This window comes from Pseudomonas sp. 20P_3.2_Bac5, from assembly GCF_025466035.1.
Lineage (GTDB): Bacteria > Pseudomonadota > Gammaproteobacteria > Pseudomonadales > Pseudomonadaceae > Aquipseudomonas.
The window spans coordinates 25,762-48,246 of the sequence record NZ_JANLOA010000086.1 but is presented as its reverse complement, the minus strand read 5'-3'; the positions used below and the strand labels follow the sequence as shown (position 1 = coordinate 48,246).

The window sequence follows — 22,485 nt, the reverse complement described above, 5'->3', positions numbered from 1 at the left end:
ACTTTTTTCTTTGACGGAACACCTCATGCACGACAGCGACAGCCTCAAGGACTACCAGCGGGTGCGCCGCCTGGCGATCAAATCGCTGTTCGAGATCATCGAGCAGTCCAGCGAAGGCACGGTGATCGTCGACCGCGACGCGCGGATCGTCTGGATGAACGAGCGCTATGCGCGACGCTTCGGCCTGACCGATGCCAGCGCCGCCATCGGCCAGCCGTGCGAGCAGGTGATCCCCGGCAGCCTGATGCGCGACGTGGTCACCCAGGGTCGCCCGGCGCTGCTGGACATGCTCGACACGCCGAAAGAACCGCTGGTAGTGATGCGCCTGCCGATCCACGACGCTGGCGGCGCGGTGATCGGCGCCATCGGTTTTGCCCTGTTCGACGAATTGCGCAGCCTGTCGCCGCTGCTCAAGCGCTACGCCAGCATGCAGCAGGAACTGGCCTCGACCCGTTCGCTGCTGCGTGCCCGCCAGGCCAAATACAGCTTCAACCAGTTCATCGGCACCAGCGCGCAGAGCCTGGAAGTCAAACGCCGTGCCCGGCGCGCGGCGAGCAGTGATTCGGCGGTGTTGCTGCTGGGCGAGACCGGCACCGGCAAGGAGTTGCTGGCCCACGCCATCCATGCCGCCTCACCGCGGGCGCACAAAGCCTTTGTCAGCATCAACAGCGCGGCGATCCCGGAAACCCTGCTCGAAGCCGAGTTCTTCGGCACCGCGCCGGGTGCCTTCACCGGCGCCGAGCGCAAGGGCCGCGCCGGCAAGTTGCAGCTTGCCGAAGGCGGCACGCTGTTTCTGGATGAAATCGGCGACATGCCGCTGCCGCTGCAAAGCAAGCTGCTGCGGGTGTTGCAGGAAAAGGAATACGAACCGGTGGGCTCCAACCAGATGCTGCAGAGCGACGTGCGCATCATCGCCGCCACCTCGCGGGACCTGCAGGCGGCCATGGCCCGGGGCGAGTTCCGCGCCGATCTGTATTACCGACTGAACGTGCTGCCGATCGACGTCCCGGCGTTGCGCGAGCGGCTGGACGATTTGCCGGCCTTGAGCGAGACCATCCTCGAGGAACTGGGCAGCCGTCATGAGCTGGAACACGACGCCCTCGCCCTCTTGGGCCGGCATGCCTGGCCGGGGAATATCCGCGAGTTGCGCAACGTGCTGGAGCGGGCGACGTTGCTGGCGGATCAGGCGCGGCTGGGAGTGACGGATATCCAGTCGGCGCTGGGGCCGTTGCAGCCGCTGGCGGTGGTGGATGCGCCGGTGCAGGGCTATCGCGAGGCGTGCGAGGCGTTCGAGCGGGAATTGCTGCAGAACGCGCTGGCGCGGTGTGCCGGGAATGTGCCGGAGGCGGCGCGGCAATTGGGGTTGGGGCGGTCGACGTTGTACAAGAAGCTGGTGGCGCTGGGGATTTCGTCTCCATAAAGAGACTTATGTCTCTTTTTTGGGATTGGACTTTCTGGCCTCATCGCTAGCAAGCTAGCTCCTACAGGGAATCGGGTGCCCGCCCCCCTCTGTAGGAGCTAGCTTGCTAGCGATGAGGCCCTAAAACCCTAAAAAATTCTCACTTAAGAGACAAATTCGTCCACCCAGACCAAAAAACAAACTTTTCCCCTTATAAATCAGCAACTTAACCAATTGGCACGATTCCCGCTATCTCCTTGAACCCAACAAAAACAAGATTCACCAAGGAGACACTCGATGAGTGTGATCATTGCCCTCGCAGCCCTGGCGCTGCTGATGCTCGCTGCCTACCGCGGTTACAGCGTCATCCTGTTTGCCCCCATCGCCGCCCTCGGCGCTGTCCTGCTCACTGACCCGTCCGCCGTCGCGCCCGCCTTCACCGGGGTGTTCATGGAGAAGATGGTCGGCTTCATCAAACTCTATTTCCCGGTGTTCCTGCTCGGCGCGGTGTTCGGCAAGCTGATCGAGCTGTCGGGCTTTTCCCGCTCCATCGTCGCCGCGGCGATCCGCCTGCTCGGCACACGCCAGGCAATGCTGGTGATCGTGCTGGTCTGCGCCCTGCTGACCTACGGCGGCGTGTCGTTGTTCGTGGTGGTGTTCGCGGTCTATCCGTTCGCCGCCGAGATGTTCCGCCAGAGCAACATCCCCAAGCGGCTGATTCCGGCGACCATCGCCCTGGGCGCATTCTCCTTCACCATGGACGCCCTGCCCGGCACGCCGCAGATCCAGAACATCATTCCCAGCACCTTCTTCAACACCACGGCCTGGGCCGCGCCGTGGCTGGGGCTGATCGGCACGCTGTTCGTGTTTTGCAGCGGCATGCTTTACCTGCAACGCCAGCGCAACAAGGCCCAGCGCGCCGGCGAAGGCTACGGCACCGAACTGCGCAACGAGCCGGAAACCGCTGACGACCTGAGCCTGCCCAACCCGCTGCTGGCGCTGTCGCCGTTGCTGCTGGTGGGCGTCATGAACCTGCTGTTCACCCACTGGATTCCTGAGTGGTACGGCAAGAGCCACAGCCTGCAACTGCCGGGCATGGCCGCGCCGGTACAGACCGACATCGCCAAGCTCACCGCAATCTGGGCGGTGGAAGCAGCCTTGTTGCTGGGCATCCTGCTGGTGCTGGTGGCAGGCTTCAAGGCGATCAAGAGTCGCCTGGCCGAAGGCACCAAGAGCGCGGTAGGCGGCGCGCTGCTGGCGGCGATGAACACCGCGTCGGAATACGGCTTCGGCGCGGTGATCGCCTCGTTGCCGGGCTTCCTGGTGCTGGCCGACGCCCTGCGCGCGATTCCCAATCCGCTGGTCAACGAAGCGATCACCGTGACCCTGCTGGCGGGGATCACCGGCTCGGCGTCCGGCGGCATGAGCATCGCCCTGGCGGCGATGTCCGACAGCTTCATCGCCGCGGCCAATGCCGCCAATATCCCGCTGGAAGTGCTGCACCGCGTGGCCGCCATGGCCAGCGGCGGCATGGACACCCTGCCGCACAACGGCGCGGTGATCACCCTGCTGGCGGTAACCGGCCTGACCCACCGCGAAGCCTATAAGGACATTTTCGGTATTACCCTGATCAAGACCCTGGCGGTGTTCGTCGTGATCGCCACTTTCTACGCCACCGGCATCGTTTGAGGAGCCACATATGAGTCTTCACGGAAAAACCGCACTGGTCACCGGCTCCACCAGCGGCATCGGCCTGGGCATCGCCAAGGTCCTGGCCGCCGCCGGCGCCAATGTGCTGCTCAACGGCTTCGGCGACCCGGCCGCGGCGCTGGCCGAGGTCGCCGGCCATGGCGGCAAGGTCGCCCATCACCCGGCTGACCTCGGCGACGTCGCCCAACTCGAAGCGCTGTTCGCTTACGCCGAAGCGGAATTCGGCGGCGTCGATATCCTGGTCAACAACGCCGGTATCCAGCATGTCGCGCCGGTGGAGGAATTCCCGGTGGAGCGCTGGGACTCGATCATCGCCCTCAACCTCTCGGCGGTGTTCCACTGCACCCGCCTCGCCCTGCCGGGCATGCGCGCGCGCAACTGGGGGCGGATCGTCAATATCGCCTCGGTGCATGGCCAGGTCGGCTCGGTGGGCAAGGTCGCTTATGTGGCGGCCAAGCACGGTGTGGTCGGGTTGACCAAAGTGGTCGGCCTGGAAACCGCGACCACGCCGATCACCTGCAACGCGATCTGCCCCGGCTGGGTGCTGACGCCGCTGGTGCAGAAGCAGATCGACGACCGCATCGCCAACGGCACCGACCCGCAGCAGGCGCAACACGATCTGCTGGCGGAGAAGCAGCCATCCGTGGCCTTCGTCACGCCGCAACATCTGGGTGAGCTGGTATTGTTCCTCTGTAGTGAAGCCGGCAGCCAGGTGCGCGGCGCCGCCTGGAACATCGATGGCGGCTGGCTCGCCCAGTGATTAACAGGGCGAGCGACGCCCGCGGCTGACCGGCATGACTGACCCGAAAAACCTGCAAGGAGCCGCTATGCGCCCGCTTTCCCTGACTGCCCTGTTCACCTTGTCGCTGGCGATCAGCCCGTTCGCCGTGGCCGCCAGCCTCAAGGATGTCGCCCCCTACCCGGAAGCCGAGAAAGGCTTCACCCGCCAGGTCATCCACCTGCCCGCCCAGGAAGACGAAAGCGCCTTCAAGCTCGAAGTGCTGGCCGGCAAGGAACTGCTGGTGGACTGCAACCGCCAGCGCCTCGGCGGCACGCTCGAAGAGAAAGACCTGCAAGGCTGGGGCTATCCCTACTACCGGCTGGAAAAAGTCTCCGGCCCGGCGTCGACCCTGATGGCCTGCCCCGACAAGAGCAAAACCAAAGCCTTCGTCCCGGTGATCGGCGACGGTTTCCTGCTGCGCTACAACAGCAAGCTGCCGGTGGTGATCTACGTTCCTGAAGGGGTCGAAGTCCGCTACCGGATCTGGTCGGCCTCCACCGAGGTGAAAAGCGCCAGCGTCGAATAAACTCAGAACAGGCCGTTGAACAAGGGGAATCGGCATGAACGATGTGCTCTGGCGCCCAAGCGAGGCGCGTATTCAGGCAAGCCACATGGATCAGTTCCGCGGCGAGATCAATCGCCGGTTCAACCTCGGACTGGCCGACTACCACGACCTGCACCGCTGGAGCATCGAGCAGCGGCCGGCCTTCTGGCAGGCGCTGGCCGAGCGCTTCGGCGTGCGCTGGCAGCAACCTCCCACCCAGGTGCTGGAAGAAGGCCCGCGGATGCCCGATGCCCGCTGGTTTCCCGGCGCCACCCTGAATTTCGCCGAGCACCTGCTGCGCCGCCGCGATAACGCCACGGCACTGGTTTCAGTCCGCGAAGACGGCCAGCGCGTCACCCTCACTTACGCGGCACTGGCGGCCGAGGTTGCCGGTCTGCAACGGGCCTTCAAGGCCATCGGCATCGGCGTCGGCGACCGTGTCGCGGCGTGCATGCCCAACACCTGGCAGACCGTGGTGGCGATGCTCGCCTGCACCAGCCTCGGCGCGATCTGGTCCAGTTCGTCGCCGGAGTTCGGCACCCAGGGCATCGTCGAGCGCTTCGGCCAGATCGAGCCGAAACTGCTGCTGGTCTGCGCCGGCTACCAGTACGCCGGCAAATCCCTGTCCCAGGTGGACAAGATCAACGAGGTGCTGGCGGCCCTGCCCGCCCTCGAACAGTTGCTGGTGGTGCCGTACAGCCAGGACGATATCCGCCCGGACGCCTTCCGTACCCCCGCCCGCATCAGCCTGTGGCAGGACTTTTATCAACGCGGCGACGAGCCCGAATTCGTCGCCCTGCCCTTCGATCATCCGCTGTACATCCTCTATTCCAGCGGCACCACCGGCGTGCCCAAGTGCATCATCCACAGCGCCGGCGGCGTCTTGCTCCAGCACCTCAAGGAACACGGCCTGCACAACGACCTGCGCGAGGACGACTGCCTGTTCTACTACACCACTTGCGGCTGGATGATGTGGAACTGGCTGGTCAGCGGCCTGGCCCTCGGCGCCACGCTGGTGCTGTATGACGGTTCGCCCTTCCACCCGGCGCCGCAGCGCCTGCTCGACCTGATCGATGCCGAGGGCATCAGCGTCTTCGGCACCAGCGCCAAGTACCTGGCCGCGCTCGAACAGGCCGGCCTGCAGCCGTGCCACAGCCACCGCCTGGAGCGCCTGCGCCTGTTGCTGTCCACCGGCTCGCCGCTGTCGCCGCACAGCTACGACTATGTCTACCGCGACATCAAGGAAGATATTTGCCTGGTTTCCATGTCCGGCGGCACCGATATCGTCTCCTGCTTCGTCCTCGGCAACCCGACCCTGCCGGTGCGCCGCGGCGTGATCCAGTGCAAGGGTCTGGGCATGGCCGTCGAGGTGTGGAACGACCAGGGCCAGCCGGTGCGGGATGAAAAAGGCGAGCTGGTCTGCGCCCGGCACTTCCCGGCGATCCCTCTCGGATTCTGGAACGACCCCGACGGCGAACGCTTCAAGGCCGCGTATTTCAGCCAGTTCGACGGCGTCTGGTGCCAGGGCGATTACGCCGAGGAATTCAGCAACGGCAGCCTGGCGATCCACGGTCGCTCGGACGCCGTGCTCAACCCCGGCGGCGTGCGCATCGGCACCGCGGAGATCTATCGCCAGGTGGAAAAGGTCGAGCAGGTGCTGGACAGCATCGCTATTGGCCAGCAATGGCAGCACGACGTGCGCGTGGTGCTGTTCGTCCGCCTGGCGGACGGCGTACAACTGGATGACGCCCTGCAGACACGGATCCGCAAGGTGATCCGCGACAACACCAGCGCCCGCCATGTCCCGGCGGTGATCGTCCAGGTGGCGGACATCCCGCGGACCATCAGCGGCAAGATCGTCGAATTGGCGGTGCGCAACGTGGTCCATGGCCTGCCGGTGAAAAACACCGACGCCTTGGCCAATCCCCAGGCGCTGGAACATTTTCGCGACCGCATCGAGCTGCGCGATCAGGCATAATCGCCGGCTTTTACCCGCAACCCCGAGGCACCCGCATCATGAAAGCACAGGCCCGACACATCCTGGTCAAGACCGCAGAAGAGGCCGAGCAGCTCAAGCAGCGCATCGCCAAGGGCGAAGCCTTCGACGTGCTGGCGAAGAAATACTCCACCTGCCCGTCGGGCAAGCGCGGCGGCGATTTGGGTGAAGTACGTCCAGGCCAGATGGTGGGCGCGATCGACCAGGTGATCTTCAAAAAGCCCCTGCGTACCGTGCATGGTCCGATCAAGAGCAAATTCGGCTATCACCTGGTGCAGACGTTCTATCGCGATTGAGCACACTACAACATGGGGGTGCAGTTACCCGGCGTCGCGCAGTTGAACCACATTGTTCTGCTTGTCCAGCAGATCGCAGCGCAGCTTGCTGACCAGACTGGAAATGGCGCGGCTGCTGTTCAACTGCTCGACACGAATGCCGTTCACCTGCAGATCGACGCGCTGGCTGCGGTCGAACAACTGCACAGTCAGCGAATGATCAGCGGCCAAGGTGCAGCGGCAGCGAACCGGTAAAAAACTCTTCTCGACGATATCGCGCAGTTCCAGCGTAGATAGCATGTCCATGACTCCCTGACTGTTGAAGGACTGCAGCTCCGAGCTCGCAGTGCGTCTTCAAGGATAGGCCAGCGCCTTGTTTGGTCTCAGAACATTTCCCAATAAGACATCGGGTTTTTCCGCTCACCTGATATTTCTGGCCGGCATCGTCCTGGCAAATCGTCTATCAACGCCCCGCTGACCTCAGGTAATTATCTCCGGATGAAGAGACCCGGGTTTTTATGGCCAAGGCAAATACACAACCCTCCAGATAAGGCCTGACCTCGGCCCAGGATTTCTTGTCGGCAAAAAGACCTCTTAGCCTCTTCCCGGCGTCAACCACATCAGGATCATGTCTCATCAGCGTTTGCCTGGCGCTTTCGCTCGCATCGTCATCCTTGTGCTTGCCATGGTCCTGCCCCGCATAAGAGTGAAACTCTCTGATTCGCCCGAAGACCGCCTGTGTGCCGTCCGCGCATTTTTCCCCATTGATTTCTTCACGACGGTCCACGTGCCCTTCGGCAAAACTGTCCTGGACAAGGTGCATCAGACTGCCGAGTGCCACTTCGTTGACATGAGCCCGCAGCCACGGGCGACCTACGGTGAACAGATCCTGCACCGTCTGGTCATTGCTGAAGTGCCGCTCCCAACCCTCGATGGGAATGTCCTTCAAGTAGGTTCCGAGCGAATAGGTGCCGTCCGCCACACCCCATGCGAACTCAGCCCACATCAGGATCTCAGCGCGAGTGACCTCTGCTGGCACCCCGTCCTGCGAAGCCATGGCGTGGAGAAATTGCAGATCACCAAAATGCGAACGGCTGATGTAATTGCCCTTTCCCATATACGCCTGCGGGTTGCTCGCACTCTCCTCCTCGGCTTTGTTGAACAGATTGATCCAGCAGCGCGTCTGGGTGATGAAGCCAACCGAGTATTTGCCATTGCAGCCGCGTGTCTTCCCATCTTCGAGGCTGGGCATAAACACCGGGTCATCATTCCAGCGCACGCCTGCGATCACATAGGGGCCAGCGTTCTCCAGATCCGGTGTATTGCAATATTTCCAGTCACCATCGCAGCCGAAGATTCGCTGGGTCAGTGCTTCATGCGCAGGATCGGCAAAGCTGTGTACTGCGGCGTCAAGGAACGGGACGGACGCTTTATAAATGACCCCCTGTGTCCTGGCCATTTCCCGTTCAGCAACTGTGCCGTTGGGAGAAAGCTGGAATGCGTGAGCCTGAAGCGCACAAACCGCTACAGAAAAGAAGCCAGCGGTTTGTCCCATTATTTTGATTGTCCGCTTCATCAATACCGTCCTGGAAAAGTGGTAGCACCATGACGCCGCCGGCACGTCATGCCTGAGCTTGATTGCAACTAGATTGCGGCGAAAAGCCATCAACGCAGAATAGCTCGGCACCTTGAGGTGTCGAGGGCAGGCTCCCCAAGGGGAGCGCATCGTACAGGCCAATGAATGGCGGCCCGGAAGGGCCGCCGTCGAGCACATCTCAGCCCCGCCGCGCCGCCAGCAACCCCAGCCCCGCACAACCCAACAACCCGGCGCTGACCCGGTTGAACACCCGTCGCGGCCCGGGCTGGTTGAACCAGCGTTGCAAGTACGCGCCGAGCCAGGCGTAGATGCCGATCGCCAGCCATTCCAGCATCAGGAACATCACGCCGAGCCAGAGCAGTTGCTCGCTGACTGGCACGGGGCTGTCTATCACGACGAACTGCGGCAGGAAGGCGGTGAAGATCAAGATGGCTTTCGGATTTCCCGCCGCCACGAAAAACTCCTGCCGCGCCAGCCGCATCACCCCGCCGTTGCGCTCTCCCACCGGTCCGCTCTGCCCGACCGGCGCCCGCCACAGTTGCCAGGCGATGTAGAACAGGTAGAACGCGCCCAGCACCTTGATCGCCAGGAACAGGTATTCGCTGGTGTGCAGCAGCACCGCCAGGCCCAGCGCTGCCAGCACGATCATCCCGGCGAAGGCGAACAGCCGGCCGACGCCTGCCGCGCAGGCGGTGCGCAAGCCGTAGCGGCTGGCGTTGTTGAGCGATAGCAGGTTGTTCGGCCCGGGCGCCATGTTCAGGGCGAAGCAGGCGGGGATGAATAGCGCAAGGGTGGCGAGGTCCATGGCGGGCTCCTGTGGGTGATGGGCAAGCTTCCCCGGCGCGCTGGCCCACCGTCAAGTGCGGTGAAGCCAACGCGTCATGCACCTGCCGCAGCCCTTACCACTGATGCGTGTAGCTCACCGTCAGTACCGTGCCCGGCGCAGGCAGGTGGCTGGTGTTGGTGCTGTTGCGCATCAACTGGCTGTACAGCGGGTAATAGTCGCGGTTGAACAGGTTCTGGATGCCGACGCTGACCTGGTCATCGGCGCTCAGCCGGTATTGGCTGATGAGGTCCACGGTGGCATAGCCGTCGACCTTGCGCCGGCCAAAGCTGGCAACGCCGTCGAGGCGATAGTCGTCGCTGTCGAACCAGGTCAGCTGGGCACGGTGGCTCCAGTCCTCATCAGGTTTGTACTGCACGTAGGCCGTGACTTTCAGCGGCGGGATGCGGTAGCCGGTCATGTCTTGCCAGTCGCTGTTGTCCGGTTTCTCGCGGCCCTTGAGCCAACTGAACGAGCCGCCTGCGCCCCAGCGTTCATCGGCGGTCAGCCAGTCGGCGCTGCCTTCGACGCCATAGATGCGCTCCTGAGTGCGGGTGAGGATCAGGCCGTTGTTGAAGCTCTGCACGTCTCCCAGCTTGGAGGTGGTGTAGAACAGCGCGAGGCTCGCCAGGGTCTGTTCACCCACGGCGCCACGCCAGCCGAGCTCGTAGTTGTTGGTCTTGACCGGCTCCAGGTTCGAGGAGTCGATATCGAAACCGCGTCGGGCGTTGCGTATCTGCACGCCGATGTCCGGCAACTGGAAGCCCTGGCTGAAGGCCGCGTACAGCGTCTGCCCCGCCACTGGCGAGTAGCTGAGGCTGATGTTGGATAACAAGGCGTCGTAGTTGACCTCGCCGCCGGCGACGGTCACCGGCGAAGTAGCCGTGGATTCCGAGAGCGGCACGAAGTCGTCATAGCGCGCCGTGGCGTACTCGTAGCGAATGCCGCCCTCCACCGACCATTGCTCGTTGAACTTGTGCTGCAACTGGGCGAAGCCGCCCAGGCTGCGGGTGGTCAGGTCGGGCATGTAGCTGAGTTTGCCGATCTTCTCGAAGACCCGGCCGCCGCTGGCGTCGAACACCCGTGGATCGAAGATATCGATGGGCATGTCGCTGCGTTCATGGTTGAAGTCCGCACCCCACAGCAGTTCGGTGTCGCCGGCTTGGCCCAGCGGCGTGCGCAGGGTCACGCGGCTGCCGAACACTTCGCTGTTCTGCGTCACCTGGTCGACATTGCGCCCGCGCGTGGCCACGCCGCGGGCGTCGAACGGGGTAAAGCGGGTGAAGAAGTCACGGTAGTAAATCTGCGCGTTGAGCGTACTGCCGAGCACATCGGCGTGGGCGTATTCCAGGTTGAGCAAGGTGTTCTTGATCTGGTTCTGCTCATCCAGCGACAGCCCGGACAGCGGCTGCGCCGCCACCGAGCCAGGCGGCAGGCGTGACACGGAGGGATCGGCGGTGTAGTCGGTGTCCTGGTCGGCGTTGTAGTGGCTGGCGGAGAGCTGGATGCGCTGCTCGTCATCGATGCGCAGGCCCAGTTTGCCGCCGATGTTGAAGGCGTTGGCATCGAACAGGTCGCCCTGGCTGGGCTCGGGGGCAATGCGTTTGCCGTTGGCATCGTAGGACGCGCCGATATGCCGGGCACCGAAGTCCAGCGCGTAGTCCACCGGCCCTTGCGCGCCGGAAAAATGCTGCTGCAACTGACCGCCAAGGCCGTCGCGGCCCAGCCGGCTAAGGGGCGACACCGCCGTCAGGCTGGTCTCGGCGCGGGTTTCGCCGCCCGCCGGGCGAGTGGTGATGGAGATGATGCCGCCGGTTGCGCCCGCACCGTAGATCGCGCTGCTGCCGCGAATCACTTCGACACGCTCGATCAACGCCGGGTCGATGTTCGCCAGGTTGCGCGACGAGTCGCGGTTGGTGTTCAGCGGCACGCCGTCCACCAGCACCAGCATGGTCCGCCCGCGCAGGGTCTGGCCGTAGTCGGTAATGGTGCGGCTGGAGTCGGCCATGCCGGGAATGCTCTTCGCCAGCACGGTGGCCAGGCTGTCCGAGCCCTGGCGCAATTGCTCCAGTTGCTCACGCTCGAGCACATTGACTTGGCGGGCCTGCGGCACTAGGTTGCTGCTGGTCCGGGACGAGGTGATTTCCAGGCTGGACAGCTCGACGGCAGCATCCGCGCTGGCCGGCACTTCCACAGGTTCCGCGGCGCCCGGCACGACGATGAAAGTGTGCTCGTCACGCTCCTGCGCTTTCAGGCCGCTGTTGCCCAGCAATTGGCGCAGGGCCTGTTCCAGGGTGTAGCGCCCCTTGAGCGCCGGGGCCGCCTTGCCCGCGGTCGCCTCGCCAGCGAAGAGGATCTGCGCATTGGCCTGGCGCGCCAGGGTGTTGAGCGATTTTTCCAGCGATGCCGCCGGCATGTCGACCTCCAGCACAGCGGACTGCGCCAGGGCGAACGGACTCGAGAGCACGCCGGCAGCCAGCAGTGACAGGGGCAACGGCGCGCGTAAAAGGAACTGACTCACGTACTGCACTCCACGAAATAAGGGGACATGGAGATAGCCGTCACCCGCCGCGCACAACCCTACCCCGTGACGACATTATTTTTTCACCCGCGCCGTGATCAGCACCGAACCGTCGGCGGCAGTGCTCACGGTCAGCGGCAGAATCCCCGGCAACAAGGCCAGCAGCCGTTCGACATGGCCGCTGTCGAACACCCCGGACACCGGCAGGCTGTCCAGCCCCGGGCCGCTCAGCCGGATCGGCTGCGCGTGGTAGCGCTGGATGACGCCGATCACTTCGGCCAACGGCGTGCTTTCGAACATCAGTTGACCGTTGCGCCACGCCCCCACCTCACCGGCGTCGGCCCGCGCCACCGGCTCCAGACGCCCCGCATGCACACGCACCTGCTGGCCAGACTCGAGCAGACTGGACGCCTCGCCAGCACGCACCGCGACCCGCCCTTCGGCGACGGTGACCCGCACATCGTCGCCCTGGCGACTGACATTGAAGCGCGTGCCCACTACCCGCACCTGCGCGGGCCCTGCGTCCACCAGGAAAGGTCGGTAGACCCTCGGCGACACCTCGAACAGCGCCTGCCCACGGCGAAGTTCGCTGCGGCGGCTGAGCAGGTGCCAACTGACCGTCAGCTCGCTGGCACTGTCCAGCGCCACCTGGCTGCCGTCGGCCAGTTGCAGGGTCTGCCGTTGGCCGACCTGAGTCAGGTAATGCTCGCTGTGATACGCCGGATCGAGCCAGGCCACTCCCGCCAACAGCGCCAACGACAACAGGCCGACGTGGGTCGCCTTGAGCCGCTTCTTGCGTGGCGCCGGGTCCGGCATCGGGAAGCGCTGCTTGAGCGCCTCACGCAGTTGGGCGATGGCCTGGTCTTCCTCGATGTACTTGCCCGGTTTGGGGTTGCCGCTCATGAAGCCACCTCGCGGCCCAAATACTCGCGGCAGGCGGCCATGCCCAGGCGCAGGTGTTTTTCGACGGTCTTCAGGGAAATACCGAGACGTTCAGCCACCTCGGCTTGCGGCAGTTCATGGATCTTGTGCATGACAAACACCATCTGGCAGCGCGGCGGCAGGTTCTCGACGGCCTGGATCAGCCGGTCCAGGGTTTGCGCGGCGTCCAGTTGACGCTCATGGCTGGCGATCCCGGCATCCACCTCGGGCAACTCAGGCACCGCGACAAGCCAGGTCTGGCGGCGGCGGTCACTGCGGTAGCGGCTGACGGCGTTGTCATGGGTGATCTTGCGCAATAGCGCCAGCGGCGTGCGCACGCCCTCTTTCTCGTGCTTTTCCAGCAGTTGCACGCACACGTCGTGAACCACTTCGCGAGCGAAGCCCCGCTCACCGAAACGGCGGCGAACATGCTCCACCAGTTCGTCGTAATGACGCACCAGGGTGGACAACAACGAGGGTTTCGGGGGATCGGCCTGCACGATGACCTGCACGGGGAAACAAGGCCCGGGGTGGGCATTGGGTGCAGGAGTATAAATGCGAATCTATTTCATTTGAATAGGTTTGTGTCGGGACGGGTGTGCTGGCCGAGTGCTGAGTGCTCACTCCGACTTCTTTATCTCGATCCACGGCGCCACCGGGCTGAAGCGCGCTTCGATCCACTGCTTGAACGCCAACACCGTGGCCGCAGGAAACCGCGCCGATGGCCGGACCAGAAACACCCCACCCGTGGGGTCCAACTGCCAGTCCGGCAACACCCGCACCAGGCGCCCGGCGGCGATATCGCGGCTCATCAGCCACTCCCCGGCGCCAAGAATGCCGGCATCATCACGCGCAGCGGCGAGCAGCGATTCACTGTCGTTGGCAGTCAGGCTGCCTTTGGGCGTCACCGTGTGTTGCTGATCCCCGGCATACAGCCGCCACTGCGGAAACGATGCCAGCCCGCTGAAACGCAGGCAATTGTGTTCGGCGAGTTGTTGTGGCGAATGCGGTACGCCGTGGCGTTGCAGATAGCCCGGTGAAGCGCAGAGGATCCTTCGGTGATCGCAGAGCTTTTTCGCGATCAGGCGGTTGTCGTCCAGTTCGCCGATGCGGATGGCGATATCGAAGCCTTCCTCGATGATGTCCACCAACCGCTCGCTGTAGTCGGCGACGATCGACACCTGCGGGTACTCGCGCAGGAACGCCGGCAGCATGGGTCCGATACACAGCCGACCCATGGCCGCCGGCAACGCCAGGCGCAAGACGCCGCGCACTTCGCTCGCCCCGGAAATCGCCTGTTGCTCCGCCTCGGCGATCATGCCGAAGGCCGCGCGCAGGCGTTGTTCCAGCTTCTCGCCGACAGGCGTGACGCGCACCTGCCGGGTCGAGCGCTCGATCAGGCGCACGCCGAGGCGTTTTTCCATCGCTGCCACGCGCTTGGACACCACCGTGGGGTGGCGTTGCAGCAGGCGCCCGGCGGCGACGAACGAGCCTTGCCCGGCCACGGCAAGAAACGCGGCGATCTCGTCGCTGTGGGTGTTGTCCAGTACATCGCTAGTCATGGTGTAAGAATGATCGCTCCCGAAGATCGCCCGCTTTCCAGGTCGGCATGGGCCTGCGCCGCATCGGCCAGGGCGTAACGAGCCCAGATCCGCGGCGTGATGATACCGGCGCTGACCGCCGCCAGCACATCGGCGGCGCGTTCCTGGTATTCCGCGTGGGTGGCGGTGTGGGCGGCCAGCGATGGCCGGGTGATGAACAACGAGCCCTTGCTGTTCAGCGTGGCCATTTCCACCGGCGCCGGGGCGCCGCTGGAGGCGCCGAACGACACCATCAGCCCGCGCGGGCGCAAGCTGTCCAGCGAGGCGTCGAAGGACACCCGGCCAATCGGGTCATACACCACATCCACCTTCTTGCCGTCGGTAATGCGGGCGACCTCGACGGCCAGCGTGGCGGGGTCGAACACCAGCACTTCGTCACAGCCGAGCGCCCTGGCCTTGTCCACGCTGGACGGCCGCGAAACCACGCCGATAACGAACGCCCCCAGGTGCTTGGCCCACTGCGCCATGATCGAGCCCAACCCGCCCGCCACTCCGTAGAGCAGCAGCGTGGTGCCCGGACCTACCGGATACGTCGACTTGAGCAGGTACTGCGCGGTGATGCCCTTGAACAGCACCGCCGCGGCGTCCTCCGACGACAGCGAATCCGGCAACTTCACCAGCCGCTCGGCAGGAAACAGCCGGGCACTGGCGTAGGCGCCCAGCGGCCCAGTGGCGTAGGCAACACGATCACCCTCGGCCACGTTGCTCACCCCGGCGCCGACCCGCGCCACCCGACCCGCGCCTTCCAGCCCAAGGCCTCCGGGCAACGGCAGCGGTGCCGCGCCCTTGCGCTGGGTGACATCGAGGAAGTTGACGCCGATGGCGTCCTGCTCCAGCCAGACTTCGCCAGGACCAGGCGCGGCTCCGTCGACCGTGCGAAGCACCAGCACCTCAGGGCCGCCTGTCTGGTTGATCCGAATTGCTGCCACCATTGCCATGCTCCTTCGCCCTAATGCGGGCCTGCGTTCACGATGGGGCGAAGTATGTGAACTGACGGAATAGGCAACAAGATAGCCGGTTTGCAGTTCATTGCTGCACGGATTGCAGCAATGAACGGCTGATCGCTTATTGCTTGTCCTGGCCGGTGTAGGGGATGTCGCAACGCCCGCTGGAAAAGGCCTTGCAGATATAGGAGCGGCGTGGAGTGACCATGTTGTAGCGTTTGGCGACGTCATAGTCGCCCGGTCCTACACCGTGACCGCACTGGTAGGCCTGCCATTGCTGGCCTTTGATCACCGGGCCACCGACAGTCGGCGTGCCGCCCGCGCAACGCTGCCGCGCTAGGGCACTTTCCACGGTGGGCTCGTCGACCAGCGTCTGATTGTCCAGGGCGCCATTGCATTCCCACATTTTGCTTTTCTCGGATTGGCGGCAGATCGCCAGCGCCTCTTCTTGCACCGCGCCCCACTGGCTTTTCTGGCTGCCGGCGTCGGTGGACGAAGTACCGCCTTTCTTGCCCGGCGCCGTGCTCGATCCGCCCGAGCTGGAACCCGCACCAGAATGTCCGGCACCGCCACTGCCCTGCTCGGTCTGCGCACTCGCGACCTGCTGGCCCGCGCCACTGGTGCCGTCCTTGAGGCAATACGCCGCGCCGGAACCGGCGGTGACCGTGGTGCCATTGGGATTGCGGGCAGGCGACGAACCGGCCGGGCATTCTTCGCGCCACGTCGGCAGCGTTACGTGCTGCGGCACGTACTGGACGATCTGCGGCTGCGGCCGGCTACTGGCGGAGTTGCTGGCAGCGGCCGCTGCCGTGGCTTGATCCTGCCGGGCCTGTTGGCGGGCTTCGGCCTGCAACCGCGACTGTTCCTGCGCATCGGCGCGGGCCTGCTGTAGCTGTTGCTGCTGGCGTTGTTGCAGCTCGCGCTGCTGGGCGCGCAGGTTTTCCCGCTCCTGCGCCTGGCGGCTCTGGTCCTCGCGGATACCTTGCACAGCGGAGTTGAAGTTGCTTGCGTCGGAGCCCTGGGAATAGCTGTCGCGCTGGATCGCAGCCATCAACTGGGCCTGGCGCTCCGGCGACAACTGCCCGCCACCGCCCAGCGCAAGCCCGGCGGCCATCGCCGCGTATTTGTTGCGCTGGTCCTGGGCTGCACGCTCCTCGGCCAGTTCCTGGGCACGGACGGCCCGTTCCTCGGCAATCCGGTCGGCTTCTTCCGCTTCTTTCTGCTCGCGCCGCGAGCGCGCCTCGGAGGCGACCAGTTCCTGCTCCATCTGCAGGTTGTCGCGGGTCAGTTGCAGCGCGGCCTTGTCCTGGGCGTTCTTCGCCACGCGCTTGGCCTGGGCGATGTATTTCTCGGCGCAGTCGAAACTCTGTTGCTGAACGCAGGCGTTGGCCTTGGCGTTGCGTTCGAGGAAGTCCTGATGGTCCAGCTCATCGAGTTGCGCGAGCTGGTCGAGCATCTGCTGTTGCTCGGCGGTGGAAGCGGCCATCGCCGGCGCTGCCGCCGACAGGCAGAGCGCAAGGGCAAATCCGCGGGTTGTTCTTGTAAGCATGGGCTGTCCTGCCGGCTAGGGGCGAAGTTGTCGGAGAAATACGATGTTGTCGAGGGTGTCTGCCCGGTAACGGGTCAGGCGGTTGAGTTGTTGCCACTGTTCGCTGCCGTCGTCCGCGACCGTCAACATGGCCTCGGTCAACAGGCGGCGGGCCTGTTCTGAGCGGCACTGCGCGGCGAACGCGGGAAGATCACTGAAGCGGTCGGCACTGTCGGGAATACCCGAGGTGCGCCGTGGCGGGCCGATGCGTTGGCGCAACGGACGCAGGAAACAGGCTTCGAAGATCTCACCATGGGCCGGGTCCAGCACCGTGGCCCGGGCCGAGAAATCCTGCCGACGCAGGTACTGCGCCGCCTGCCCAAGCAGCAGCCGCTGGCTGCTGAACAAGGCGTACTCCTCCAGCATCAACTGTGCGTCGAGGGTGCGCGATTCCGCCGTCAGGCGCTCGGCGTAAGCCGGATCTTCCAGCGCATGGCGGCGGACCTGCGGCGCGATCTCGAGATAGTCCCGCAGGCTGGAAAACCCCTCGCCGGGCATGTGCTGCCGAACGCGGGACAGCGCCTCGTCGTAGAACGGCCGGGTGCTGGAGAAGTAGAAACCGTCATGCTCCGCCTGCTCCAGCGAGGCCAGCGCGGCGCCTTCGGCCAACGGGCTGTCACGAAGTGCGGCGAACAGGGTGTCCGGGCGCAGGAAACGCTCGGCCATGTCTGGATTCTCGGCGTACTCGCGCCAGGTCGCGCGCAGCGCTTGCTGCAGCAGGGTCGCGCAGTTGCGGGTGAAAAAGTCGTAGCTGCCGGAAAACTGCCAATGGATCTGCGCCATGTCGCGCACCAGCGCCTGTCGCTGCCCGGCATCCAGGCGCAACGGCAGGGAATACAGTTCGCGGAACTCACCGATGGCGTACTGCTCGTAGCTGTCCATGAAGCGGCTGGCGAACAGACGCGCCTGGTATTCGCCGCCCAGCGCCTTGAGCACATCGAGGGTGAAGTCGTCGACATGGGCCTGGAAACTCAGGACCAGGTGCTCCGCAAGGTTGCTGTCGCAACTGGCCGGCGAGCTGTCCGCAGCGGGGCAAACCACCAGGCGCAGCGCCACATGGCCGAACCGCGAGGCCGGGCTCGGGCTGTTGCCGGCAAACAGCAAGTGCACCGCGCTGACCCGCGCCGGATCGATCCAGACCACCTGCACGCCCTCATCCGGCGTCTGCACGGCAAACGGCACGCTAGCCGCGCACGGCGCCGGCGCTGCTGCGGCAACGCTCTGGCGCAGAAACCACGCGGCGTAAAGCGGCTGGCGACAGGCATAGGCCGGATCGTGTTGGTAGCTTTGCAACTGGTGTTGGTAGTCCGCAGACGAAGGCGCAGCTGCGCCGGTCGCCACGGCGGAAACCGCGGCGAAATCCGGGTCTACCGCCTGAGGCTTGAGCGCACAGCCCGACAGCGCGAGCACCGCGAGCAGGACAAGCAGCGGCCTCATTGGCTGGCGAGGACCGCTTCCTGGCGTTGCGCCGCGCGGGCGATCATCGAGTCAGGGTTGCCGAAGGTCGCGGGGCGCATGACCGCTTCGCTGCGGATGCGCATTTGCCGGCTGGTGACGCTGGGGCTTTCGATGACGCCGATAAACAGCGAGGTGGGCACCAGGGTGGTACTGGAGGTGAACATACCCGGGTCGTTGAAGTTGTAGTGCTTCACGTCATTGAAGAAGCCGTTGGCCTGCAATTGCTGGTTCAGCGAGGTGTCCTTGGCCCGCTGGCGCCAGGCGGCGGCCTTGACCGGGTCCTGAGGGACACCATTGCCGGACTGGTAGGCATTGGCGACAGCGTACATGGCAGCCACATCACCACCGCTAGCGCGTTGCACGGTGGCGAGGAATTCGTCCTGGGCGACCTTGAGTTTTGCCTGGGTCGCCATGGTTCGCCAGTGCTCGGCCTTGGTCGGGCTCTTGTCCACGCCCTGCCCCGCGTCATACAGCGCGGCCATGGCGTTCATCGCATCGACGTCGCCGTTCTGCGCCGACTCCAGCACTTGCGCGGCGTTCGCCTGGGCCTTGGCCTTCACCGCGCCGGCGGTGAGTTTCGGCGCCGACAGTTCGGCGTCCACCGATTGCGGGCGACCGTCCACCAGGGTGACTTGTTTCTCGAAAACCTGTTCCTTGTCGCTGCCTACCGTCTTGACCACGCGCACTTGGTAAGTACCCGCCGGCATCGCGGTAATTACCGGGCAATTGCCCACCGCGTTGTTATCAATCGATACGACCGCATCGCTATCTTCATCAGCGCACGTCACGCGCAGCAGGCTGTCCGCGTGGGCGAACGAACTTGCCAGCATTGCCACACAGGCAAACTGTTTGATTGCGAACTTCATGCTGCTCCCCGAAATGAAAAAGACCCTGACGGCCCCGGTTTTATTGGATTTTGGCGGAGCATCGCACTGGCTAATAGCCCTTGGCTACCTATTTCGTAACAACGCTGAAAAAGCCATCAAACCTATTGAAAACACAGAATTTCTGACGGCGGCAATTTGGCGAAAAAGTTGTTGGAACAGTCAAACTTTTCGGGTTTGATTTATTCGTTGCGGGTGGCACTTGCGTACAAAATCCGTTTGCGAGCGCGGTCAGGTTTTGTTACTTGTCTGGAACAAGAACCTGAATCGGAACGCCCTATGTCGCCTGTTACAACGGAAGTCTTCTGGATCGAAACCCCGCAGGGTCGCCTGTTCGCCCGGCGCTGGTTCGCCACTCCCAACGTCTCGGACAAACCGGTCATCGTGCTGTTTCATGACTCGCTGGGCTCGGTCGAACTGTGGCGCGACTTCCCGCAGCAACTGTGCGAAGCCACCGGGCTGGACGTTGTGGCTTATGACCGGCTCGGCTTCGGCCAGTCGGCGCCTTATCCGGGCCACCTGCCGCTGACCTTCGTCCAGGACGAAGCCGAGCGCTTCTTCCCGCAACTGCGTGAAGCGCTGGGCATCGAGCGCTTCATTGCCTTCGGTCACAGCGTCGGCGGGGCCATGGCCAGCCACTGCGCCGCATACAACCCACGCGATTGCCTGGCGCTGATCACCGAATCGGCCCAGGCCTTCGTCGAGGACCGTACGTTGCAAGGCATCCGCACCGCCAAGCAACAGTTCCAGGCGCCCGGCCAACTGGAGCGACTGGGCAAATACCACGGCGACAAGGCGCAGTGGGTGCTGGATGCCTGGACCGAAACCTGGCTGTCGGCGGCTTTCAGCAACTGGACCCTGAAACACAGCGTGGGCTCCGTGCACTGTCCGCTGCTGGCACTGCACGGCGATCTGGACGAATACGGCTCGGTGCTGCACCCGCAACGTATCGCCGCGCTGGCCGGAGACCGCGGCGAAGCGGTGATTCTCGAAGGCTGCCACCACGTGCCGCACCGCGAGGACTCGGCGCGGGTTCTTGCCAAGGTCATCGACTATCTGGGGCGGATCGGCTGAGCGATTTCCAGCGTGGCCAGGTCCAGCAAGGTGAAATGCCCCTTGGACCAGCCACCGGTGTCGATATGCCAGACATTGCCCAGCACCCGTACCGCCTGCTGCGGCGTGTGCCCTACCAGCAAGGCGCGCAGCCCTTCGACCCCGCGCGCGTCTTCATCACGCAAGCGCTGCCGCGACCATTGGCAGACCTCCTGCACCTTGGGCGGCACAGGCGTCTGCTCCAGCAGTGGCAAAAGGTCGCTCCAGCGCAGGCACGGACAATCGGCGTGGAGGATGCCGATCGGGCCTTGCGCCGTATCGACTTCCAGCGCCAGCGGCAGCAACGCGAAACCCTCGCCGAAATGCGCTTGCCGCGCCGGGGCCAGATCGAGAAACCAGGCACCGCCGGCAGCCCGGTACATCGCGTAATCCAGCCACGCGCCACGCACATGCGATACCGCCAGGGCTTCGTGATTACCTTGCACGGCGTGAAACCAAGGCTGCGCCAGCCACTCCAGGACCTCTTCGCACTCAGGCCCGCGATCGACGAGATCACCGACGCTGAACAGCCGGTCCCGCGCCGGGTCGAAATCCACCGCCTTCAGCGCCTCGCGCAGGCGGGAAAAATGCCCATGCACATCACCGACGGCCAAGTCCCGCCCAAGTGGATTGCGCGCTACACGAACAACAGTGTTCATCGCCTCTCTCCTGCTCCATCCGAGGATCACGGGCGTACAATAAACGCGGCTGCGCTTCGCAGTCCTGCGCTCCCGGAGGTGTCATCATGCGCCTGGCCCTGACTTTCGCCACCCTCGTCATGCTGGCTTTAAACAGCATGGCCTACGCGGCCTCGCCGAGTGTCGAGGTCAACTTCATCCAGCCGGAGAAATTCCGCGACGCCAGCCTCAGAAGCAACGGCTACGAGCGCGGCGCCGACGAACAGGTCATGAAAGCACTGCGCAGTTATCTGGAATCCCTTGGCACGCGCTATCTGACTGCCGGACAGACCTTGCGCATCGATATCCGCGATATCGACCTGGCCGGACGTTACGAACCCTGGCAAACCAACGCCAACTCGGTGCGCTTCATGCGCGACATCACCTGGCCAAGCATCGACCTTCACTACACCCTGCAACAACAGGGGCAGATAGTGAAGCAGGCCGACGTGCGAGTGGACGACAAGTTCTACCTGCAACGCCCCGGGCGGGTAGGCACAAGTGATCAGTTGTATTCGGAAAAGGCGATGCTCAACGATTGGTTCCGTAACCTGGTCAAGCCCTGACTCAGCGCGGTTGCGTGCCGACGGCTGGCACCCGGCCAGTTCACCAGGGTGCTGCTACACTGAATTCGCTTACAGGAGGAATGAGTCATGTCCGACAAAGACATCAAAACCCTGCTGACCGTCATCAACCATCGGCAAGACAAGCTGGCCAGTGCCTGCAAGGACATTGCCGACTGGATCGACCGTCAAGGCGATGACCCGGTAGCCGGCAAGATCCGCGAAAGCCTGCGGGCTGTCGAGGCTGACGAAGTGCTGGTCAAACGCACCCTGACGAGCCTGCAACTGGAGCGACCGCTACCGCGCTTCCGCCCCTAGACTGAGGGTTGCTCACCAGTCCTCGTGATCCTCGTCGTCCAGCACATCGAGGCCGTATTCCTCGTCTTCGTCTTCGTCCTCGACGTCGTCGAACATCGGGTCGGCCTGGGTTTCGCGTTCGTCATCGTCATGAAATTCATGGTCGAGCAGGTGGTCATGCTCGGGTTCGTGAATATCGTCTTCATCATGCATGGGAAGTTTCCTGCTGCAGGTACGGATTGACCGCGCCTGTATAGGCCGTCGCTGTCATGCCGTCAACGGCGTGTGGTCTGCCGGCAACAACGATTGCTTCATCTGCACCAGCGCCACGCGATGGCCGGCCGGGTCCTGACGCTCCTCGATGCCGAACGGCACGAAGCCCAGTGCCGGGTAAAGCAACAAGCCGGCGGTGTTGTGATTGAAGCAGGACACTTTCATTTCCCGCGCCTGATGCCGACTGCGCGCCACCTCGATCATCTGCTGAACCAGGTAACGTGCCACGCCCCGTCCACGCGCGGCGGGCGAGACCAGCACATTACCCAGCGAGCAGGTGCCGCCCTGCTCCCACTGGTAGAAGTTGGCGAACGCCAGCACCTCGTCGCCCTCGACCACCACCGATGAGTCGCTGCGCTGCGCGATGGCCGCGGTCATTTGCTCGGGCGTCACCGGAAACGTGCACTTGGGAAAGAAGAAAAACGCCTCGTCGGCGGTCTGGGCGAAGCTGCACACGGTTGGGATATCACTTGCCTGCACGGGGCGGAAACTCAAGGTCACAGCTAGTTGCCTCAAGACGGATGGCTAGGTGCCACGGCAA

The 22,485-nt window shown here is 64.1% G+C and carries 24 protein-coding genes; 10 read left to right on the top strand and 14 right to left on the bottom strand.

Annotated elements, in window-relative coordinates; all coding sequences use genetic code 11:
• The first annotated feature begins 25 nt into the window (after positions 1-25).
• From NTD88_RS15625 to NTD88_RS15600, 6 genes are all read left to right on the top strand, one after another.
• Positions 26-1,420, top strand: coding sequence for a sigma-54 interaction domain-containing protein (locus tag NTD88_RS15625; RefSeq protein WP_262154447.1), 1,395 nt, complete (start codon positions 26-28; stop codon positions 1,418-1,420).
• Between the two features lie 276 nt (positions 1,421-1,696).
• Complete coding sequence (locus NTD88_RS15620) at positions 1,697-3,088, top strand: GntP family permease (protein WP_095153551.1); 1,392 nt, start codon at positions 1,697-1,699, stop codon at positions 3,086-3,088.
• Positions 3,089-3,098: 10 nt separating this feature from the next.
• Positions 3,099-3,869: a 3-hydroxybutyrate dehydrogenase gene (hbdH, locus tag NTD88_RS15615; protein ID WP_262154446.1), complete on the top strand. Its 771-nt coding sequence runs from the start codon at positions 3,099-3,101 to the stop codon at positions 3,867-3,869.
• Positions 3,870-3,936: 67 nt separating this feature from the next.
• On the top strand, positions 3,937-4,416 hold the full coding sequence (gene eco / locus NTD88_RS15610) for a serine protease inhibitor ecotin (protein WP_262154445.1): 480 nt from the start codon (positions 3,937-3,939) through the stop codon (positions 4,414-4,416).
• A gap of 34 nt (positions 4,417-4,450) precedes the next feature.
• Positions 4,451-6,412: an acetoacetate--CoA ligase gene (locus tag NTD88_RS15605; RefSeq protein ID WP_262154444.1), complete on the top strand. Its 1,962-nt coding sequence runs from the start codon at positions 4,451-4,453 to the stop codon at positions 6,410-6,412.
• 38 nt (positions 6,413-6,450) lie between these two features.
• The gene (locus tag NTD88_RS15600) at positions 6,451-6,726 is read left to right on the top strand and encodes a peptidylprolyl isomerase (RefSeq protein WP_095153555.1); all 276 of its coding nucleotides are present in this window, start codon (positions 6,451-6,453) and stop codon (positions 6,724-6,726) included.
• A 24-nt stretch (positions 6,727-6,750) separates the two neighbouring features.
• On the opposite strand, the gene NTD88_RS15595 is transcribed toward NTD88_RS15600, so the two are convergent.
• The 11 genes from NTD88_RS15595 to NTD88_RS15545 form a co-directional block, all read right to left on the bottom strand.
• Positions 6,751-7,005: a DUF1652 domain-containing protein gene (locus NTD88_RS15595; RefSeq protein ID WP_371864248.1), complete on the bottom strand. Its 255-nt coding sequence runs from the start codon at positions 7,003-7,005 to the stop codon at positions 6,751-6,753.
• A gap of 163 nt (positions 7,006-7,168) precedes the next feature.
• On the bottom strand, positions 7,169-8,281 hold the full coding sequence (locus tag NTD88_RS15590; protein ID WP_262154443.1) for a hypothetical protein: 1,113 nt from the start codon (positions 8,279-8,281) through the stop codon (positions 7,169-7,171).
• A gap of 199 nt (positions 8,282-8,480) precedes the next feature.
• Positions 8,481-9,107 (bottom strand): LysE family translocator, encoded by a 627-nt coding sequence (locus tag NTD88_RS15585; protein WP_262154442.1) that lies wholly within the window; start codon positions 9,105-9,107, stop codon positions 8,481-8,483.
• 94 nt (positions 9,108-9,201) lie between these two features.
• Positions 9,202-11,646, bottom strand: coding sequence for a TonB-dependent siderophore receptor (locus tag NTD88_RS15580; RefSeq protein WP_262154441.1), 2,445 nt, complete (start codon positions 11,644-11,646; stop codon positions 9,202-9,204).
• A 75-nt stretch (positions 11,647-11,721) separates the two neighbouring features.
• Positions 11,722-12,549: a FecR family protein gene (locus NTD88_RS15575; RefSeq protein WP_262154440.1), complete on the bottom strand. Its 828-nt coding sequence runs from the start codon at positions 12,547-12,549 to the stop codon at positions 11,722-11,724.
• On the bottom strand, positions 12,546-13,067 hold the full coding sequence (locus NTD88_RS15570; RefSeq protein WP_095153834.1) for an RNA polymerase sigma factor: 522 nt from the start codon (positions 13,065-13,067) through the stop codon (positions 12,546-12,548). The genes NTD88_RS15575 and NTD88_RS15570 overlap by 4 nt, the downstream gene beginning before the upstream one ends.
• A 120-nt stretch (positions 13,068-13,187) precedes the next feature.
• Positions 13,188-14,129, bottom strand: coding sequence for a LysR family transcriptional regulator (locus NTD88_RS15565; RefSeq protein ID WP_262154439.1), 942 nt, complete (start codon positions 14,127-14,129; stop codon positions 13,188-13,190).
• The gene (locus NTD88_RS15560; RefSeq protein ID WP_262154438.1) at positions 14,126-15,100 is read right to left on the bottom strand and encodes a quinone oxidoreductase family protein; all 975 of its coding nucleotides are present in this window, start codon (positions 15,098-15,100) and stop codon (positions 14,126-14,128) included. Before NTD88_RS15560 ends, NTD88_RS15565 begins: the two co-directional genes overlap by 4 nt.
• Before the next feature lie 133 nt (positions 15,101-15,233).
• On the bottom strand, positions 15,234-16,661 hold the full coding sequence (locus tag NTD88_RS15555) for a hypothetical protein (RefSeq protein WP_262154437.1): 1,428 nt from the start codon (positions 16,659-16,661) through the stop codon (positions 15,234-15,236).
• Between the two features lie 15 nt (positions 16,662-16,676).
• Entirely contained in the window at positions 16,677-18,137 is a 1,461-nt protein-coding gene (locus tag NTD88_RS15550; protein WP_262154436.1) for a DUF4105 domain-containing protein, read from the bottom strand.
• Complete coding sequence (locus tag NTD88_RS15545) at positions 18,134-19,024, bottom strand: PEGA domain-containing protein (protein ID WP_262154435.1); 891 nt, start codon at positions 19,022-19,024, stop codon at positions 18,134-18,136. The genes NTD88_RS15550 and NTD88_RS15545 overlap by 4 nt, the downstream gene beginning before the upstream one ends.
• Between NTD88_RS15545 and NTD88_RS15540 the strand changes: the two genes are divergently transcribed.
• Both NTD88_RS15540 and NTD88_RS15535 read left to right on the top strand, forming a co-directional pair.
• A complete protein-coding gene (locus NTD88_RS15540) occupies positions 19,023-19,223 on the top strand; it encodes a hypothetical protein (protein WP_262154434.1) in 201 nt (66 codons plus the stop codon). The two genes, NTD88_RS15545 and NTD88_RS15540, sit on opposite strands and share 2 nt — an antisense overlap.
• Before the next feature lie 98 nt (positions 19,224-19,321).
• On the top strand, positions 19,322-20,116 hold the full coding sequence (locus NTD88_RS15535) for an alpha/beta hydrolase (protein WP_262154433.1): 795 nt from the start codon (positions 19,322-19,324) through the stop codon (positions 20,114-20,116).
• On the opposite strand, the gene NTD88_RS15530 is transcribed toward NTD88_RS15535, so the two are convergent.
• The gene (locus tag NTD88_RS15530) at positions 20,095-20,793 is read right to left on the bottom strand and encodes a metallophosphoesterase (protein ID WP_262154432.1); all 699 of its coding nucleotides are present in this window, start codon (positions 20,791-20,793) and stop codon (positions 20,095-20,097) included. The genes NTD88_RS15535 and NTD88_RS15530 overlap by 22 nt on opposite strands.
• 86 nt (positions 20,794-20,879) lie before the next feature.
• On the opposite strand from NTD88_RS15530, the gene NTD88_RS15525 reads away from it, so the two are divergent.
• Together NTD88_RS15525 and NTD88_RS15520 are read left to right on the top strand one after the other, a co-directional pair.
• Positions 20,880-21,377, top strand: coding sequence for a DUF3016 domain-containing protein (locus tag NTD88_RS15525; RefSeq protein ID WP_095153567.1), 498 nt, complete (start codon positions 20,880-20,882; stop codon positions 21,375-21,377).
• A gap of 87 nt (positions 21,378-21,464) precedes the next feature.
• A complete protein-coding gene (locus NTD88_RS15520; protein ID WP_095153568.1) occupies positions 21,465-21,692 on the top strand; it encodes a hypothetical protein in 228 nt (75 codons plus the stop codon).
• 12 nt (positions 21,693-21,704) lie between these two features.
• Here NTD88_RS15520 and NTD88_RS15515 read toward each other — a convergent pair whose 3' ends face one another.
• Both NTD88_RS15515 and NTD88_RS15510 read right to left on the bottom strand, forming a co-directional pair.
• The gene (locus NTD88_RS15515; protein ID WP_262154431.1) at positions 21,705-21,884 is read right to left on the bottom strand and encodes a hypothetical protein; all 180 of its coding nucleotides are present in this window, start codon (positions 21,882-21,884) and stop codon (positions 21,705-21,707) included.
• 54 nt (positions 21,885-21,938) lie between these two features.
• Positions 21,939-22,445 carry a GNAT family N-acetyltransferase gene (locus NTD88_RS15510; protein ID WP_262154430.1) on the bottom strand — a complete coding sequence of 169 codons (507 nt, stop codon included), beginning with the start codon at positions 22,443-22,445 and terminating at the stop codon, positions 21,939-21,941.
• Positions 22,446-22,485 lie beyond the last annotated feature (40 nt).